The organism is Moorena sp. SIO4G3, assembly GCF_010692305.1.
GTDB lineage: Bacteria > Cyanobacteriota > Cyanobacteriia > Cyanobacteriales > Coleofasciculaceae > Moorena > Moorena producens_A.
Genome location: NZ_JAAHIG010000204.1, coordinates 1 through 16,198, shown reverse-complemented (window position 1 = coordinate 16,198; position 16,198 = coordinate 1). Strand labels below are relative to the sequence as shown.

General features: G+C 43.5%; 17 protein-coding genes and 1 pseudogene. 11 read left to right on the top strand and 7 right to left on the bottom strand.

The genetic code is table 11. From position 1 onward, the window contains the following. Positions 1 to 496: 496 nt before the first annotated feature. Positions 497 to 1,306, top strand: coding sequence for a hypothetical protein (locus F6J99_RS28125; protein WP_293117565.1), 810 nt, complete (start codon positions 497 to 499; stop codon positions 1,304 to 1,306). Positions 1,307 to 1,366: 60 nt separating this feature from the next. Here the strand turns inward: F6J99_RS28125 and F6J99_RS28120 are convergent, their stop codons facing one another. Continuing rightward, on the bottom strand, positions 1,367 to 1,564 hold the full coding sequence (locus F6J99_RS28120) for a hypothetical protein (RefSeq protein ID WP_293117562.1): 198 nt from the start codon (positions 1,562 to 1,564) through the stop codon (positions 1,367 to 1,369). A gap of 354 nt (positions 1,565 to 1,918) precedes the next feature. Here F6J99_RS28120 and F6J99_RS28115 point away from each other — a divergent pair, with 354 nt between their 5' ends. Both F6J99_RS28115 and F6J99_RS28110 read left to right on the top strand, forming a co-directional pair. Continuing rightward, positions 1,919 to 2,092: a hypothetical protein gene (locus F6J99_RS28115; RefSeq protein WP_293117560.1), complete on the top strand. Its 174-nt coding sequence runs from the start codon at positions 1,919 to 1,921 to the stop codon at positions 2,090 to 2,092. Next, positions 2,089 to 3,540, top strand: a complete 1,452-nt coding sequence (locus F6J99_RS28110; RefSeq protein ID WP_293117557.1) for a BCD family MFS transporter — start codon at positions 2,089 to 2,091, stop codon at positions 3,538 to 3,540. Before F6J99_RS28115 ends, F6J99_RS28110 begins: the two co-directional genes overlap by 4 nt. A gap of 319 nt (positions 3,541 to 3,859) precedes the next feature. Here the strand turns inward: F6J99_RS28110 and F6J99_RS28105 are convergent, their stop codons facing one another. Together F6J99_RS28105 and F6J99_RS28100 are read right to left on the bottom strand one after the other, a co-directional pair. Further along, complete coding sequence (locus tag F6J99_RS28105; RefSeq protein WP_293117554.1) at positions 3,860 to 5,518, bottom strand: tetratricopeptide repeat protein; 1,659 nt, start codon at positions 5,516 to 5,518, stop codon at positions 3,860 to 3,862. 875 nt (positions 5,519 to 6,393) lie between these two features. Then, complete coding sequence (locus F6J99_RS28100; RefSeq protein ID WP_293117551.1) at positions 6,394 to 7,671, bottom strand: transposase; 1,278 nt, start codon at positions 7,669 to 7,671, stop codon at positions 6,394 to 6,396. Between the two features lie 9 nt (positions 7,672 to 7,680). Here F6J99_RS28100 and tnpA point away from each other — a divergent pair. Continuing rightward, positions 7,681 to 8,158: pseudogene (tnpA, locus tag F6J99_RS28095) on the top strand (IS200/IS605 family transposase). Between the two features lie 108 nt (positions 8,159 to 8,266). Here tnpA and F6J99_RS28090 read toward each other — a convergent pair. Next, positions 8,267 to 8,749 carry a NaeI family type II restriction endonuclease gene (locus F6J99_RS28090; protein WP_293117549.1) on the bottom strand — a complete coding sequence of 161 codons (483 nt, stop codon included), beginning with the start codon at positions 8,747 to 8,749 and terminating at the stop codon, positions 8,267 to 8,269. Between the two features lie 145 nt (positions 8,750 to 8,894). Here F6J99_RS28090 and dcm point away from each other — a divergent pair, with 145 nt between their 5' ends. Continuing rightward, positions 8,895 to 9,893 (top strand): DNA (cytosine-5-)-methyltransferase, encoded by a 999-nt coding sequence (gene dcm / locus F6J99_RS28085; RefSeq protein ID WP_293117546.1) that lies wholly within the window; start codon positions 8,895 to 8,897, stop codon positions 9,891 to 9,893. A 239-nt stretch (positions 9,894 to 10,132) separates the two neighbouring features. Here the strand turns inward: dcm and F6J99_RS28080 are convergent, their stop codons facing one another. Both F6J99_RS28080 and F6J99_RS28075 read right to left on the bottom strand, forming a co-directional pair. After that, the gene (locus tag F6J99_RS28080; RefSeq protein ID WP_293117544.1) at positions 10,133 to 10,540 is read right to left on the bottom strand and encodes a hypothetical protein; all 408 of its coding nucleotides are present in this window, start codon (positions 10,538 to 10,540) and stop codon (positions 10,133 to 10,135) included. Continuing rightward, complete coding sequence (locus F6J99_RS28075; protein WP_293117542.1) at positions 10,537 to 11,703, bottom strand: tetratricopeptide repeat protein; 1,167 nt, start codon at positions 11,701 to 11,703, stop codon at positions 10,537 to 10,539. The genes F6J99_RS28080 and F6J99_RS28075 overlap by 4 nt, the downstream gene beginning before the upstream one ends. 951 nt (positions 11,704 to 12,654) lie before the next feature. Here F6J99_RS28075 and F6J99_RS28070 point away from each other — a divergent pair. The 6 genes from F6J99_RS28070 (at position 12,655) to F6J99_RS28045 (ending at position 15,827) form a co-directional block, all read left to right on the top strand. Beyond that, positions 12,655 to 13,227, top strand: a complete 573-nt coding sequence (locus F6J99_RS28070; protein ID WP_293117540.1) for a TetR/AcrR family transcriptional regulator — start codon at positions 12,655 to 12,657, stop codon at positions 13,225 to 13,227. 178 nt (positions 13,228 to 13,405) lie between these two features. After that, a complete protein-coding gene (locus F6J99_RS28065) occupies positions 13,406 to 14,188 on the top strand; it encodes an SDR family oxidoreductase (RefSeq protein WP_293117538.1) in 783 nt (260 codons plus the stop codon). 90 nt (positions 14,189 to 14,278) lie between these two features. Further along, on the top strand, positions 14,279 to 14,413 hold the full coding sequence (locus F6J99_RS28060) for a hypothetical protein (protein WP_293117536.1): 135 nt from the start codon (positions 14,279 to 14,281) through the stop codon (positions 14,411 to 14,413). Between the two features lie 159 nt (positions 14,414 to 14,572). After that, positions 14,573 to 14,701 (top strand): hypothetical protein, encoded by a 129-nt coding sequence (locus tag F6J99_RS28055; RefSeq protein WP_293117534.1) that lies wholly within the window; start codon positions 14,573 to 14,575, stop codon positions 14,699 to 14,701. Positions 14,702 to 14,790: 89 nt separating this feature from the next. Next, complete coding sequence (locus tag F6J99_RS28050; RefSeq protein WP_293117532.1) at positions 14,791 to 15,045, top strand: hypothetical protein; 255 nt, start codon at positions 14,791 to 14,793, stop codon at positions 15,043 to 15,045. Between the two features lie 437 nt (positions 15,046 to 15,482). Beyond that, positions 15,483 to 15,827 (top strand): hypothetical protein, encoded by a 345-nt coding sequence (locus tag F6J99_RS28045; RefSeq protein WP_293117530.1) that lies wholly within the window; start codon positions 15,483 to 15,485, stop codon positions 15,825 to 15,827. Between the two features lie 93 nt (positions 15,828 to 15,920). Here the strand turns inward: F6J99_RS28045 and F6J99_RS28040 are convergent, their stop codons facing one another. Next, on the bottom strand, positions 15,921 to 16,070 hold the full coding sequence (locus F6J99_RS28040) for a hypothetical protein (RefSeq protein WP_293117527.1): 150 nt from the start codon (positions 16,068 to 16,070) through the stop codon (positions 15,921 to 15,923). Between the last annotated feature and the right edge of the window lie 128 nt (positions 16,071 to 16,198).

Below are 16,198 nucleotides of genomic sequence, written 5' to 3'. Positions count from 1 at the left end.
CTGGGAGTCGGGAATCGGGAACAGGGAACAGGGAACAGGGAACAGGGAAAGAGAGGGGAGTGTGGGGAGATAGGGAGATGGGGAGATGGGGAGATGGGGAGATGGGGAGATAGGGAGATGGGGAGATAGGGAGATGGGGAGATAGGGAGATAGGGAGATGGGGAGATGGGGCAGATTTTTAGTAAGGGTAATTATAGCGTTTCTAATACTTAACCTGTTGTGCATTTAAATTGAATTTTATTCCGTTAAAAAACAAACCGTAAAACCCTCTCCCTCTGCTCCCTGCTCCCTGCTCCCTGCTCCCTACTCCCTGCTCCCTGCTCCCTACTCCCTATTCCCTACTCCCTACTCCCTACTCCCTATTCCCTATTCCCTATTCCCTGTTCCCTACTCCCTATTCCCTCCCTATTCCCTTAGATCCGGAAATGATACAAGAATGACAGAAGTTTTATCGGTATAGGTGCGTCAGTTCTGTTAGTGTATTTTTTATTGTTGAGTGTTAAAAAATTTGGGACTTAAGTATCTAAAAACGGGATTACTGGGACTAACCTTTACCTTCACAGTTGCTTACCGAGCTGGGAGTCAAACGGTGCCAGTACCGGACTCGACTACAGGCAACCAAGAGGAAACCCAGGGCAATCCGCCTCAGCCTACTCCAGATAAGTTACCAGAGTCCCCCCAGTCTGATCCTCCTGGTAATTCAGCAGCCCAGGAGTTGGATTTAAGTCCAGAGGTAATCGAAGGCAGTCCGGTGCTACAGCGTTGGCTAGAGGAGGTGCCGGATGTTTGGCAGGATATTCGCCATCAACCCAGTTTTCGCACTCGGTTGCGGTTCGGTTACTCCCAGTTTCCCTCTAATGGACAAGCAGCAGGGGTGAATGTGGGAGTAGAAGATGTGTTTATTGGTAATTCTGGCTTGACGGTGAGTGGGGATTATCAGGCTTCGTTTAATGGTGAGCGAGAAACCTTTGGGGTAGATTTGCGGTATTATTTGCTGCCCTTAGGGAGTTATTTCAATGTTGCTCCGATGGTGGGTTATCGCAATTTGGAGACTGATGGTTACTCTACCGATGGGGTAAATGTGGGAGCGCGGTTGCTATTGGTTTTGTCTCGGACTGGTGCCGCTGATATTTCCTTCACTCAGAGTTTTGTGTCTATTGGCAGTAGTGATGAGGTCGGGATAAGCAAGCTTTCCTTTGGTTATGCCATTACTCCCAATTTGCGGCTTGCTACGGATATTGAGAAACAGAATTCTATCGAAAATAAGGATAGTCGGGTGGGGATTGGGTTGGAATGGATGCCTTGAGATGTTGAGAGGGTTAGCAGTAGAGTGGGCATCCTGCCCGCGCGAAGATTGTAACGGGGCTCACAGGGGTAGGTTTTTTACATCTGGTTTGGGAGTCGGGAATCGGGAGTCGGGAATCGGGAGTCGGGAATCGGGAGCGATCGCGTAGCGTGGCCATTCCCGTAGCGTGGCCTTTTGGCCAAGGCCAATCGCATTTATCGATCCGATGTCCCTATCCGATGAAAGTGTTCGCGTAGCGTGGCCTACGGCCAATCGCATTTATAGCGCTAGGTACAGAGAACAGAAAAATTTGCTTCTTCGGATCAGGGAATTGAAAAGCTTGTCAGGTAAAGGTTTGAGCAATTATTGGTGCCTTGAGTTGGTAAACACAATTACATCAATTGCTATCCCTATTCTATTAAGCTAACCAAGAAAGCGTTCGCGTAGCGTGGCCAAACGCGCCCCGCGTGGCCTTTTGGCCAAGGCCAATCCCATCAAGCTTCCATTAAGCTAACCCATTGAGCGATTTGATTTAAGCCATTTCGCTATAGCATTTACCTATAGCATATGCAAATCGATCATGAAACCCAATGCTAATTTCTCATATAGCACTACGCATTAAAGTGTTTGACATTGATACAAGCCGCAAAAGCTGTTGTAGTCAACTTTTGCCTCTTGCCTCTTGCCTTTTGCCTTGGGCGTAGCGCTATAACACCAAACAATCCTCGGATCTCTTTCCTACTATTCCCGATTCCCGATTCCCGATTCCCGATTCCCGACACTTATAAACTGAAACTCTACCGATGAAAACCAGTAATGTAGTCAAGTCTGAGCCTCCCTCCTTAGCAAAGCACCAAACACTTCCCAAGATTAATCTATTTACCATGTTCCGGCTTGGTATGTTCCAGATGGGATTAGGGATTTTGGCAGTGCTTACCCTAGGAGTGCTCAACCGAGTGATGATCGACGAGCTAGGTATTCCAGCCTCAATTACTGGGGGCATCCTAGCCATCTCGCTGTTTGTTGCCCCAGCCCGGGTATGGTTTGGTCAGCTCTCGGATACTAAACCCGTCTTTGGATATCACCGTACTGGTTACGTCTGGATGGGAAGCGGGTTATTTATGATTATCCTATCCTTAGCGGTACAAATCACCTGGCAATTGGGTAATCTCGTCGAAGGGGCTGGAGGTTGGACATGGTCAATTCCAGCTTATAGTTGGGTTGCTCTTGGGGCTCTAATTTTTGCTCTCTACGGTATGGCTGTGAGTATGAGTTCCACTACCTTTTTTACCTTATTAGTGGATATTTCTGATGAAGATAACCGTGGGAAATTAATCGGTATTATCTGGTCAATGATGACTGTAGGTATTGCCATTGGCGGCATCAGTAGCAAAATTTTGCTGAAGGGATTAGATAATATTGATACATCCCTGGAAGTATTGCGCTCATCAATTACTGGGCTGTTTTTCTTCGTACCCTTAATGGTGTTCGGGCTAGCGGTATTAGCCACCTTTGGAATCGAGAAAAAATACTCGCGCTATTCTTCCCGTTCTATCCTAGCGAATCGCGAAGACCAGATTACCTTGGGCCAATCCCTAAAACTATTAACGGCTAGTCCCCAAACTGGACTGTTTTTCACCTTTTTGGTGATCATGACCATCAGCCTATTTCTCCAGGAAGCGGTGCTAGAACCCTATGGGGGAGAAGTCTTTAATATGTCAATTCCTGAAACCTCTCTACTGAATAGCTACTGGGGGATTGGGATGTTGATGAGCTTGAGCGCGACTGGGTTTTTCCTCATTCCCAATTTGGGTAAGCGCAAAACCACTCAATTAGGCTGTCTAGGAGTATCTATCTGCTTTATCTTGATTATTATGTCAGGATTTACCGGAAATGCTCAGCTATTCCAGGGAACCTTACTCTTATTTGGTTTCTCTGCTGGTATCGCTACCACAGGAGCTCTCAGTTTGATGTTAGACCTAACCGCAGCAGAAGCGGCTGGCACCTTTGTGGGGGCATGGGGATTAGCGCAAGCCATGGCACGAGGCATAGCAGTAGCCAGCGGTGGTGTGATCCTTGATGTAGGTAGAGCAATTTTCACTACCCCAGTCTTGGCTTATGGTGTCGTGTTTGCTCTCCAATCCGCAGGGATGATAGTAGCAATTTGGTTCCTAGGTAAAGTGAATTTCAAGGAATTCCAGGATAATGCTAAACATGCGATCGCAGCTGTGATGGAAGGGGATTTGGATGGTTGAAGGAAGAATGTAGAATGTAGAATTTAGAATTTAGAATGCAGGCGTAGGGTGCGTTAGGGGTGGGCTTGCCATCATATTCAACCTCGTAGCAAGTGTTGGTAAAGCTCGCCCCGTAACGCACCAGAAGGTTATTCGCGTAGCGTGGCCAAAAGGCCAAGGTTATTAGGTCTGTTGAATGCGATCGCTCTTTTGGTGCGCGTTCCCTATTGAGGTAAAAAGTCAGCTCAGATTAATTGTAGGGTGGGCAGTGGGTACTTTGGCGATGGCAAGCACATGACTCGGTGTGATGCACTGCCCACCCTACATCTAAATGATAGATTTACTCAATGGATTTAGGTTGCCGACAACCATTATTGACGCCCACCCAAATACCTTCAGGTATATGCCATTTGTGATTCTTTTTGTTGTTGTTGTAGTCGCAATTAATAACTACATCAGCTCCCTTATCTATTCTTAGTAAGTCACCAGAATAAAGCGGTTCATCTTTGGATACAGCAATGGGATCCCTTTTACCACGTAAGAGGATGCTCTCACCCACTCCCTCAGCTGTCTTCACAGTTCCTATCTCCACAGTTTCTAGATGTAATTCATCGGGAATAACTTGATTCTTCCCTAGATTTAAGTGAGTTTCTAAGTACTGTCTAGCTTCCTTAATCCATTGGTCTTCATCTATATTATAAGAGGAGGCATATGCAAGGCAATATATCCAATTATTCGTTATTTCCGTGTTTGTTTTACCTGCTTCGTTTTTTTCTGCTTGTAATACCTGCGCTAGCAAACAGTAAGCTGGTGCCTTTTTATTATCTAACTTAATAGCATCCTTGAGATATCGTTTTGCCTCAGCATAGCGCTCTTGTTTTAGCCGAGCCCACCCCAGGTTTTTCCGCAAATTGTATTTCACTTTCTCATCGTCGGTAGAGGTATTTTGTTTTATCGAATTCAACCCCAGTTTTTTCAATAATTTGGATATGACTGGATTTACAGTATTATCAGTCTCATTTTCGCTCTCATTATTTAGTTCTATACCTCTTAGTAACAAAGAACTAGCCTTATAATATTTTTCGTCAATAATATACATTCTTCCTAATTTATTATAAGCACGTTCAAAGTCATCTTCGACAGCAATTTGGTATTCATCTAAAGCCTTTTTCTTGTCTTGTAGTTTCTCATAAAGTTCTCCTAAGTTATAATGAGGTTCAACGTAGTCAGGATTCAGGAGGAGTGCTCGTTCGTTGCTTGATATGGCGGCAGCCAATTCCGGAGTATTCTTGTTATTGTTATTGTATCCATCACCAATATTTTCATAAACAATAGCAATCTGAGGTAACAACAAACGAACGGTAACAGAAATTAGTAAAAGACTGAAGGCAATGCCACAACTTACTTCTTCCCAAAAATAGTGAGGAATCTTCAAACGGGTAAGAGCACGTTTGATTGACTCCTGTCCAGTTTTTGTGAAAGCGGTTCTACCAGCAAATATTGTCAGGACGCTCTGAGTAGCAGCAACAAAAGCCCCTAAGCTATCTGGTCCACCACTCAGAAAGCGTGAGGCAATGTCTACGGTTAAGCTCAAAGACAATATGAGAAATACAATTGTCAGAATTTTCCATAGCCAATCCAGATTATCCCATCGATGCTTTGGAGGTTTGAGGAACCACCACCAAGCGTCTACGTTAGGGTTGAAAATAGCATGCCATTCAGTTAGATCTACTGTGGTAATCTTATTAGTCTCTTGCTTTAATCGGTGATCTAGATCGTTAACCTTAATCAAGCTTCCTGTAGGAATCTGTGATTGATTGGTTAATTCTGCTTGAACTGTATCACGAGCAGTCAAAACTTCTAGAACTGTTTCTTTTGATGGCGAGCTAGTATCTTCAAGTGTAGTAAGTGCATGAGTATAACGTTGAATAGCAGACTCTAACTCTGATATAGCAGAGTTAGTGTTAGGAGTTTCTTCTAGAATAAGCTTACTTGACATCTGATTTCCCTCTAATTTCAGCCTTTCGTTGCACCAACCTTGTCTCAAATTCAGCCATTATCTGAGTGATGGGAATCTTTTCAGATACATTTGGCTTTAATTTTTCCTGCTTGCTCTCAATTCCTTAGGGTTTTCTCTGATACTCCGAGGATTTCGCAAGCCCTTCGAGGTCGAAGATACTTCATCAGCAATCGGTAGTGTTCATTGGTTATCTATGTGTTACTACCAGGCTTTGCGAAGGAATTCCAGATACTACCTGAAAATTCTTTTTCTATTGTTTTCAGTGCAGCCAGGTATAAGCGCGATCGCATCAACAATCACATCAGTCTTTGACCTGCCAGTTTGCTCAACCTAGCAGCTATTGAGTGATCGGAAAACCCTTGGAGGAATTCTAATGGCGATTTGAGGTTTAGTCACAGCATAAATCTAAATTTTATTCGATACCATTTGTATGACTAAGTGTTGCTATTGCTGTATTAATTCTTAACATTATGGGAAATCCCGTCTGGAGGTGTTTCTGCTAACCAACATCAACTAGTCTGTTGGTGGGCAGTGCTTAGTCAGGGGATGGCAAGCAACTGAATTGGTGTGATGCACTGCCTATCCTACATTTACCAAAAAAAAAAGTAAATTTTGCTGTGGCTACCGATATAGAGATGTATAGCTACAGCAAAAGATACGATGAGTGATCAAAAAAAAGCAAATAGTAGCTTGGATTAGTAGCCTTGTCCCTTTATCCCCTCAAACGGAAGACCCCAGCACATCTTTAGGTGTTCCAAAACTTCTATCACCAGCATATAAAAGTGTTTTCAATCACTACCCCCGGAGATGATATTAGTTATAAATCAGAGAGTTGTGACTACTCCCACATCAAATCAAAGATTATGATGTGGGCTTCTCAAATTCACAAATGAGACTTGCTGTTCCTCGGCGGAGCCGTTCGCGTAGCGTGGCCTACGGCCTCCGCTTGCGCGAACAATATCCTGTATTGATTTACCACAGCCATTGAGCGGCAGTCCAACCGCCAATAATCCACGATTTAAGATGTTAATACCACTGTTCCAATCGCGGTCAATCTTGACATTACAGCTAGAACAGCAATGAATGCGTTCGCGCAGCGTCGGCTTCGCCGAATCGCTTAAACTTTTTTCAACCCTGGAACCGCAATTAAAGCATTCAATACTTGTACCTCGTGGGTTGACTTCCTGGGCTAACAAGCCGCGTTTGACCGCCACTGCTTGTAATATTTCCAAAAAAGCTCCCCAAGCTGCATCGTGTATTGATTTTGCTAATTTAGTTCGAGCAAGTCCTTTTATGTTTAATTTCTCGTGAGAGATTAGATCGTATTTGCTACACAGCCAATGAGCAACCTGATAATGAAACTCTTTTCGGCAACGAGTTAGATGAAGGTGCATCAGAGCCACTTTGTGCTTGGCTTTTTTCCAGTTATTAGAGCCTTTGACACGGCGCGACATTACTCTTTGAGCTTGAGCTAGCTTATCTTGAGCTCTCCGATAAAACTGCGGTATAGGTATTGCCTCGCCATCGGAAGTAGTCAAAAACTTTTCTAGCCCAACATCAATTCCGACGGCAGACTTGACAGAATCAATAGGCAAAAGCTCGGGCACTGCATCATCTTTGATTGAGATACAGCAATACCAACCATCGGCCTTTTTGACGATAGTGCATTGCTTAAGGGTGAACCCTACGGGCAATGGTCGGTGCATTACGACAGGCATTGACCCAATTCGGCTTAGCTTTAAAATCCCACCAACCAGGTGCGCTCCCGCCTTTAAACTATTGATCCTAGGAAATACAAACGATCTAAGTTCTCCAGCCTTTTTGAACCGAGGTCTGCCTCCACGTTTGCCTGCTTCATCAGGCTTCCGCCACCTATCCCACGCCTTATTAAGACGCTGCAAATTTACTTGTTGAGTCTCTGCATAAATTTTTTTGTACTCAGGAAACAGTCGCTTGGTTTCTTTAAGAGCTGTCTGCTGAGTGTAATAATTGACCGTTTCTGGAATTTCACCAATTGGTTCACTGATTAAACTACATCTGTCAATCGAACAACGAGTCCGATTGAGCCAATCAAGCCGTTGTCCTAAAGCATAATTCCAATGGCGGCGAAGCAATTCAAGCCACTTTTCCATTGTGGTTATTTGCTCAGGGCTGGGTTTGATTTTGTAGCAATAAGTGAGTATCATGGTTTTATTGTAGCATTTATCGAATTATTAAAAGCAACTATACAAAGAATAATAGGTCGGTTTATTGTTTCACTGTACATATTGTACTAGTGACCAAATACAGACGTCAAGTCATATCTATCGTAGCAAATCTTGATTAGATTGAAACAAATCTGCTCTGACACTTGTGTTAAATGGGATTGCAATTTAATAGAGTTTAACGGAGAGAAAGACCATATTCACTTGCTTGTTGACCTTAACCCCAAAGTCGCTCCAGTCAAGTTGATAGCAAACGTAAAGACTGTAACCAGTAGGTTAGTTCGTCAAGAATTTTATAATTACTTGAGACGGTTTTATGGAGACAAGAAAGTTTTCACCGACAGGATCTTATTTTATGGCTTCTTGTGGCGGAGTGACGATTGAGCAATTAAAGAGTTATGTCCAGCAACCTTGATACCCCGTCAGGCAATTCCCAAGGGGCTGTGTGCGGAACCTGCTTCCGCACTTTATACGCCCCGTCTCCCGCTAACCCTCCGGGTATAACGGGAGACCCCTTGCCTGTTTAGGTTGGTATTTCCCCGTTTGGTATAAGCCATTTAATGTGTTGCTTACCCACAGCGGAAACACTTTTTTTCTTGTCTTGGTTGCTACCTTTAGTCAACATATCTGGGTTGGCTCTCAGAAGCCCTGCTTGGAAAAACATCTCGTCTTCATTGATGCGTGTCAGGAGGCATATTTCCCCAATTGCTTCAGGAGGTATCATCCACGTTTTCCCAATTGTTGCTTTTGAATCAAATTCAATGTCAATCAAGTAGAAATCTAATTTGCTTCCTCTTTTCCATCTAAACTCATGACGCAGATAAGCTTCTACTTTGATTCCGAAAATCGTTTTCTCCGCTTTCTCTACTTCTGCAAGTCGAGTGCGCCCCATTCGTTCACCATCAATAACGTAATCCATCGCATCTCGAATTACTTTGCCATAGCGGGATTCAAAGTTTTTGATAGAATCAAGGGTGCTAAAGAGCTTTTCGAGTTTGGCGTCCAAATTGTTTAACCTTCATAAAGCTCGTACAAGTGTAACGTGTACTGTACATTTAGGGTTAGTCCTTCACGGATGCGATTGACCGTAGGTCACGCTACGCGAACGCTCTTAGCTGAACCCAAGATCTGAACAATAACTGGAGGCAGAGGTGACACAACAGTTAACTGCTATTGAAATTTGTGCGGGTGCTGGGGGAATGGCATTGGGCTTAGAACAGGCTGGCTTTAAGCACCTGGTCGTGTTTGATAATGACAAGTATGCCCATGCAACGCTTCTGAAGAATCGTTCTGGCTGGAACCCCCAATTGTGTGATGTCCGCAGCTTAAACTGCTCTTCCTATGAAAATGTAGACCTTTTTGCAGCAGGGGTTCCGTGCCCTCCCTTCTCGATTGCGGGGCAGCAAAAGGGGGGGAATGATGAGCGTGATTTATTTCCGGATGCCCTACGGTTAATTCATCAGGTACAACCCAAAGCTGTACTGTTGGAAAATGTGCGAGGCTTTTCCAGTAAGAAGTTTGCTGACTACCGAACGGCATTAAATTCTGAGTTTCGGAAGATGGGTATGATCATGCAGTGGCGGGTACTGAATGCATCGGATTATAGTGTGCCCCAACTCCGTCCTCGGTTTATTTTGGTTGCCCTCAGAAAAGAGTATCTCCCTTTTTTTGAATGGCCTGAACCTATTCCTGAACCTCCAACTGTCGCTAACACGATTGGAGATTTGATGAGTTCTGACGGTTGGCCTGGGGCAGAGGCATGGATGAGTAAAGCACAAGCGATCGCTCCCACATTAGTTGGTGGCTCCAAGAAGCATGGCGGGGCTGACCTTGGCCCGACACGAGCCAAGAAAAAGTGGGCAGAACTGGGAGTCGATGGTAAAGGCATTGCCAATTCTCCGCCCAGTTCCCAAACCCCGATTGATGCATTGCCCCGATTAACCCTGCGCATGGCGGCTCGGCTACAAAACTTTCCCGATGACTGGGAGTTTGTAGGAGGAAAAACTGCCCAGTATCGTCAAATTGGGAATGCACTTCCTCCAGCAGTCTCTCGCCATGTTGGACGGTCTATTGTATGTGCTCTCAACAAAGTAGAAGTCAGTGCTACCAAACCCAAGCAATTGGAACTTTTCAGTGCCGATGTGGCTTGAATTTAGGCGTTACTGACTTGGTCACAAGCAGACCGGAAAGGGGAATCTTAAGATAAAATCCTTAGGCTGGTTTATGGCTAGCACGGTTTTCCCTGGGATGCTGGGCAGTGGCTAGGAACCCGCTTTCCCAGCAAATGAATGGGTGTTAACCACTGCTCACCAACATCAACTTGTCTCTGTAATCAATACTTGACGAAATCCTGCGCTATATCCTAAGTTCCCACTTTGGAAAGCTCGGGCTACCTGGAACCAGTACCAGCATTCCTGCCAGGACCAAATGGACCAAGACCATCATCAGCACGGTAGAAGCGACCCTTCTCCAGAGGGTTTTCGCTAAATGGGTTGATTGGTCGTTCACAACCATTATTCACGCCCACCAAAATACCTTCAGGTATAGTCCATTTGTTCTTGTTGTGGCACTCAATGACTACATAAGCTCCCTTATCTATTCTTAGGAAGTCACCACGATAAAGTTCTTCACCTATTGATACAGGAATGGAAACGTTTTCAGGTAAGCGGAAGATATTACCCACTCCCTGAGCTGTGTCCACAGTTCCTACAGGTAATTCATCGGCAATAACTTGATTTGTAAAACCTTGTGCAACGGTAATACCAAGGATTGTCAAAGCAGCTACTATGTTTTTCATTGTTTATTGGGCAACTGTTTATTTAACCCAGTTTCTAAGCGCTGTCTAGCTTGGCCAATCCATTTGTCCTCATCTATATTATAATAGGAGGCATATTCAAGACAATATTCCCAATTCTTCATAATTATTGCAGTATTATTGTCACCTGCTTCTTCTAGTACCTGGGCTAGTAAACAGTAAGCTGGTGCCTTTTTATTCTCTAAATTAATAGCATTCTGGAGATAACGTTTTGCCTCAGCGTAGCGATTTTGTTTTAGCCGAGCCCACCCCAGGTTTTTAAGCAAATAGTACCTCAATAATTTATCATTATCATTTAGTTTTTTCTCATTTAGTTTTTTCTCATTTACGTATAGACCTATTAGTAACAAGGAAGTAGCTTGATAATATTTTTTATCGAGAATATAAATTCTACCTAAGTTATTATAAGCAGAGTCCAAGTCATCTTGTACAGCAATTTTGTATTCAGCGATCGCCTTTTCCTTGTCTTGTAGTTTCTCATAAACTACTCCTAATTGATGATGAGGTTCAACATAGTCAGGATTAAGGACTAGTGCTCGTTTGTAGCTTGATATGGCTGAAGCAAATTCCGGAGGACTCTTTTCAACAATGTATCGATCACCAAGATTTTTATAAAAAACAGCAATCTGAGGTAACGACAAACGAACGGTAACAGAAATGAGGAAAAGACTGAAGGCAATGCCACAACTTACTTCTTCCCAAAAATATTTAGGAATATTCAAACGGGTAAGAGCACGTTTGATTGAATCCTGTCCAGGTTTGGTTAGAGCGCTTCTACCAGCCAATAGTGTTAGGACGCTCTGAGTAGCAGTAACAAAAGCCCCTAAGGTATCTGGTCCACCACTCAGAAAGCGTGAGGAAATGTCTACGGTTAAACTCAACGACGATGTTAGAAATACAACGGTCAGTATTTTCCATAGCCAGTCCAGATAATCCCATCGATGCTTTGGAGGTTTGAAGAACCACCACCAAGCTTCTACTTTAGGGTTCAAAATAGAATGCCATTCAGTTAGATCTACTACTGTGGTAATCTTATTAGTCTCTTTCTTTAATCGGTTATCTAGATCGTTAACTTTAATCAAGCTTCCTATAGGAATCTGTGATTGATTGCTTAATTCGGCTTGAACTGTATCACGAGCAGTCAAAACTTCTAGAACTATTTGTTTTGATGGCGAGCGGGAGGAGCCCATTTTGGAAGAAACATACCGCATTAAGCTGTATGATTGTGATTTTACCGCCCACTTAAAAAGATATATTTGCCAAAATGGGATGCTCCCTGGCCAGCTAGTGTCTTCAAGTTTAGTCAGTGTATTAGTATAACGTTGAATAGCAGACTCTAACTTTGATATAGCAGAGTTAGTCTTAGGAGTTTCTCCTGGCATAAGCTGACTTGACATTTGATTCCCTCACATTACAACAACCTTGTCTAAAATTAAGCCATTGTCTGAGTGATGGGAATGTTTTCAACACAGCCAGGTATAAGCGCGATCGCACCAACAATCACATCAGTCTTTGACCTGCCAGTTTGCTCAACCTAGCAGCTATTGAGTTATGGGAGAAGGGTTGAAGGAATTTTAATGGCGATTTGAGCTTTACTCACAGCATAAATCTCAAGTAGCGTCAATATACCACTGGTATGACCAAGTGTTGCTATTGCTGTATTAATTCTTAACATTAGGGGAAATCCCATCTGGAGGTGTTTCTGCTCACCAACATCAACTAGTCCGTTGGTGGGCAGTGCTTAGTCAGGGGATGGCAAACAAATGAATCGGTGTGATCCACTGCCCACCCTACATCTAGTCAGTTGGTGGGCAGTGGGTAGTCAGGCGATGGCAAGCAACTGAATCGGTGTGATCCACTGCCCACCCTACATCTGTTCCGATTCCCGATTCCCGATTCCCGATTCCCGATTCTCACCAACATCAATTAGTCCGTTGGTGGGCAGTGCTTAGTCAGGGGATGGCAAACAAATGAATCGGTGTGATCCACTGCCCACCCTACATCTGTTCCGATTCCCGACTCCCGATTCCCGATTCCCTACTCCCTTTTCAAAAAAAGACTTGACAAACCTACCTAGTAGTAGGTAGTCTAAAGTCATGAAACAGAAAACTGCTCAACAAATCCTAGATGTAGCTCAATCCATGGTGCGCAACCGAGGCTATAGTGCCTTTAGTTACGCCGACATTGCCAAAGAAATAGGTATCCGTAAGGCTAGTATCCATTACCATTTTCCATCCAAGGATGATTTGGTAAAGGAATTAGTGAAACGATACCAAAAAAACTTGGCACGGAAATGTGTTGAGATTGAGCAACAGGAAACAACACCACAAGCACAATTGAGAGAGTTTGTGAATCTCTATCGAGATGGTTTGCAAGACAATAAAATTTGTTTGTGTGGAATGTTGACAGCAGATTTGACTGTTTTAAATTCCGAAATCCAAGCAGAGATCAGAAGCTTCTTTTCTGTCACTGAATCTTGGTTAGCTAGACTATTGCACCGTGGCTGTGAAACCCAGGCTTGGCAGTGTAGCCAATCGGTGGAGGTGGAAGCAAAAATGCTACTTTCCATTTTACAAGGAGCGCAATTATTAGCCCGTGTTGCAGAAGATAGTAGTGCTGCTTTTGATCAGATTACTGGTGCATGTCTGGAAGAGAAGCTATCAGTTTGACCCGGTGGTGCGTTACGGAACGGACTGTTCTAATACTGGCTAGCGATAAAATCAGGTTGAGCCCGTCCCTAACGCACCCTACACAGCTAATCAAGGAATAATTTTTTTTATTCCTTTGTCTACCTTCTAGTAGGTAATAAAAATCAAATCAATCTATCAATCAATTAAGGAGATAATCATGTCACAAGCATTTGCCGGACAAAAAATCGTTGTTGTTGGTGGCACAAGTGGTATGGGTAAAGCGGTTGCTCAATTAATTCTTCAGCAGGGTGGTGCTGCGGTTTTAATTGGCTCACGTCAGCCTAAACTGGAAGAAGCAGTAACGGAACTTAGTCAATATGGAACGGTAGTGGGTGAGTTAGCTAATATCTCTGATCCACAGATGAGAAATGATTTAATTGATCGTTTAAATGTCAATCATAGTGATGCCACATTACTAGTAAATTCAGCAGGAGTGTTTCTCCCTAAACCGTTCATTGAGTATGAAGAAAAGGATTATGATCTCTATTTGGATATAAATAAAGCAACCTTTTTCATCACTCAGGCAATTGTCAAAAATATGATTAATAATGGCAAACCTGGTGCAATCGTTAATATTGGCTCGATGTGGGCGAAACAAGCCATAGAAGCTACTCCGTCTTCTGCCTACTCTATGGCTAAAGCTGGTTTACACTCCCTAACCCAACATTTAGCCATAGAACTAGCAAAATATAATATTCGAGTTAATGGGGTATCTCCTGCGGTAGTAGAAACTCCCATTTACGAAGGTTTCATCCCCAAAGAACAAGTCCATTCTGCCCTAGAAGGATTCAATAGTTTCCATCCCATTGGCAGAGTAGGAAAACCTACCGATGTTGCTGAAGCTGTGGTTTATCTACTTTCTGAGAAAGCGAGTTGGGTAACTGGTGCGGTCTGGGATGTAGATGGTGGTGTGATGGCTGGACGTAATCAGTATAACTAGGTTTGAGAAGGGTGCATCTTATATTTCTAAAAAAAGGGGAGGGTGGGGAAATAGGGAGATGGGGAGATAGGGAGATGGGGAGATGGGGAGATGGGGAGATGGGGAGATGGGGAGATTTTTATTAAGGGTAATTGTCATACCCTCCCCATGAGTGGTGGCATAAATACAGTGAGATGCACCCCAAAAGTTACTAAAAAAAATGATAACTACTTTAGGGTAAAGTAAATAAAAAAAAAGCGATAGCGTAGCGGCTATTTCAGAGCATAGCTTAACATTTATTACCTCTAAAACTAAGGTTTTTAGCTTTATATAACCCCCAATCCGCGCTACATTCCTTATTCAAAATCTGATACGGCGGTTTGCATAACTATCAGGTACACAGGATTGTTTTCCCTCTTCCCTCTTTCCTCTTTCCTCTTATCTATTCCCTATTCCCTGTTCCCTGTTCCCTGTTCCCTAAAATCCAGAAATTTGTACCTCACTGAATTGCAAACCGCTGTAGTTGATAGCTGATAACTTACAAAAAAAATGATAAAATCTCTTGACAACTAAAAATATAATCGTTATGATTATGATATAAAAACTAATTGAAGTTGTTAATCATGTTTACAGACTTTGTTCCGAATCCATACAATAATCCAGAGCATCTAATTCCGGGGGATACTTCTCAGATTTTTTTCGGGAAGAAAGAACCGGTTGAGCACAGGTTAAAGGGCTCCCGTAAAGCAGTAATGAATACCATCTATTCCCTGTATAACCAGGGCTACGCAGAACTTTATGAGTGGACTCCTCTGGAGCCGAGTGGCATGCCTGGCGAAGTGATTAGTACTTTGACCAGGTACCTAATTCTGGATTAAGATTTTAAGCAGCTGGGGGGTTTTCCCCCTAGCTAAAAGACCAGGTCTTATCAAGTAGGATAATGATGGGACTGGTCATGGAACAAAGTCATATAACATAAGTAGTGAAATCGACTTACTGTGGATTTCAGCCAGCCGTGGAAATTATTTCTACGGCTATTTTTTTTAGGGTTAGCAGAAAGTTAGGAGGTTGAACGCGCAAGCGTGGCCTTTTGGCCAAGGTTTACTGTTGAAGGTTAGAAGGTTTAAGGTTAGGATATTGAACGCGCAAGCGTGGCCTTTTAGCCAAGGTTAGCAGGTTGTTCGCGTTCGCGCAGCGGAGGCCGAAGGCCACAAGCGTGGCCTTTTGGCCAAGGTTTACTGTTGAAGGTGATCAGAATCTACATTCCGCACTTCAAAATCTAGTATCAAAGAAATCTAAAAAAGACTCCCAACTAATGACTAACCAGAATCCTAAATTACTGGAAAGCAAAATAGCAGAAGTCAAGCGGCTCCTTAAAGAGATTATTCAACTACACGTAAACGATCCCAGAGTCACCGATTACTGGGAAAAATTAACCGAGGTAATTGGTTCGGATCTTATAACGGCTAAGGCTATACTCAATGCCTGTGACCAAGAGGAGCTGTTCTGGGTCAGTGAAGTCTTCGAGGATATCTCTGCCAAGCTTCAATCCCGCTCCTTTGTACTATTCTTGATGGAACTGGATGAAAAATACCCAGAGATAGATATGGAAGTAGAGATCAAGTACGCCAAATTAGTCATTGGTTGGAAAGACTCTTAACATGCATAAAGTGCGCCTTAGCGTGTAGGTTGGGTTTCGTACCTCAACCCAACATTTGCAGTAGCTTGGTTGGGTTTAATTAATTACAAAGCGTTAGTAGTCAGGGGCGAAATTTGAAGAAGGTGGGTTACGGTGCGGATAAAAACTGATTGGTAATTCCTCAAAATCCTGGCCGCACCTAACCCACCCTACGAACTTAATAAAAATCTCCCCATCTCCCCATCTCCCCAGGGTGCATCTCATTTTTGCTGTTTGACTCGGTGGTGCGTTACGGGGTGGGCTATTTCAATGGTGGCGAAGAGGTAGAAAATCAGGGCGAGCCCACCCCTAACGCACCCTACGCAAAATTTACAAAAGTGAGATACACCCTT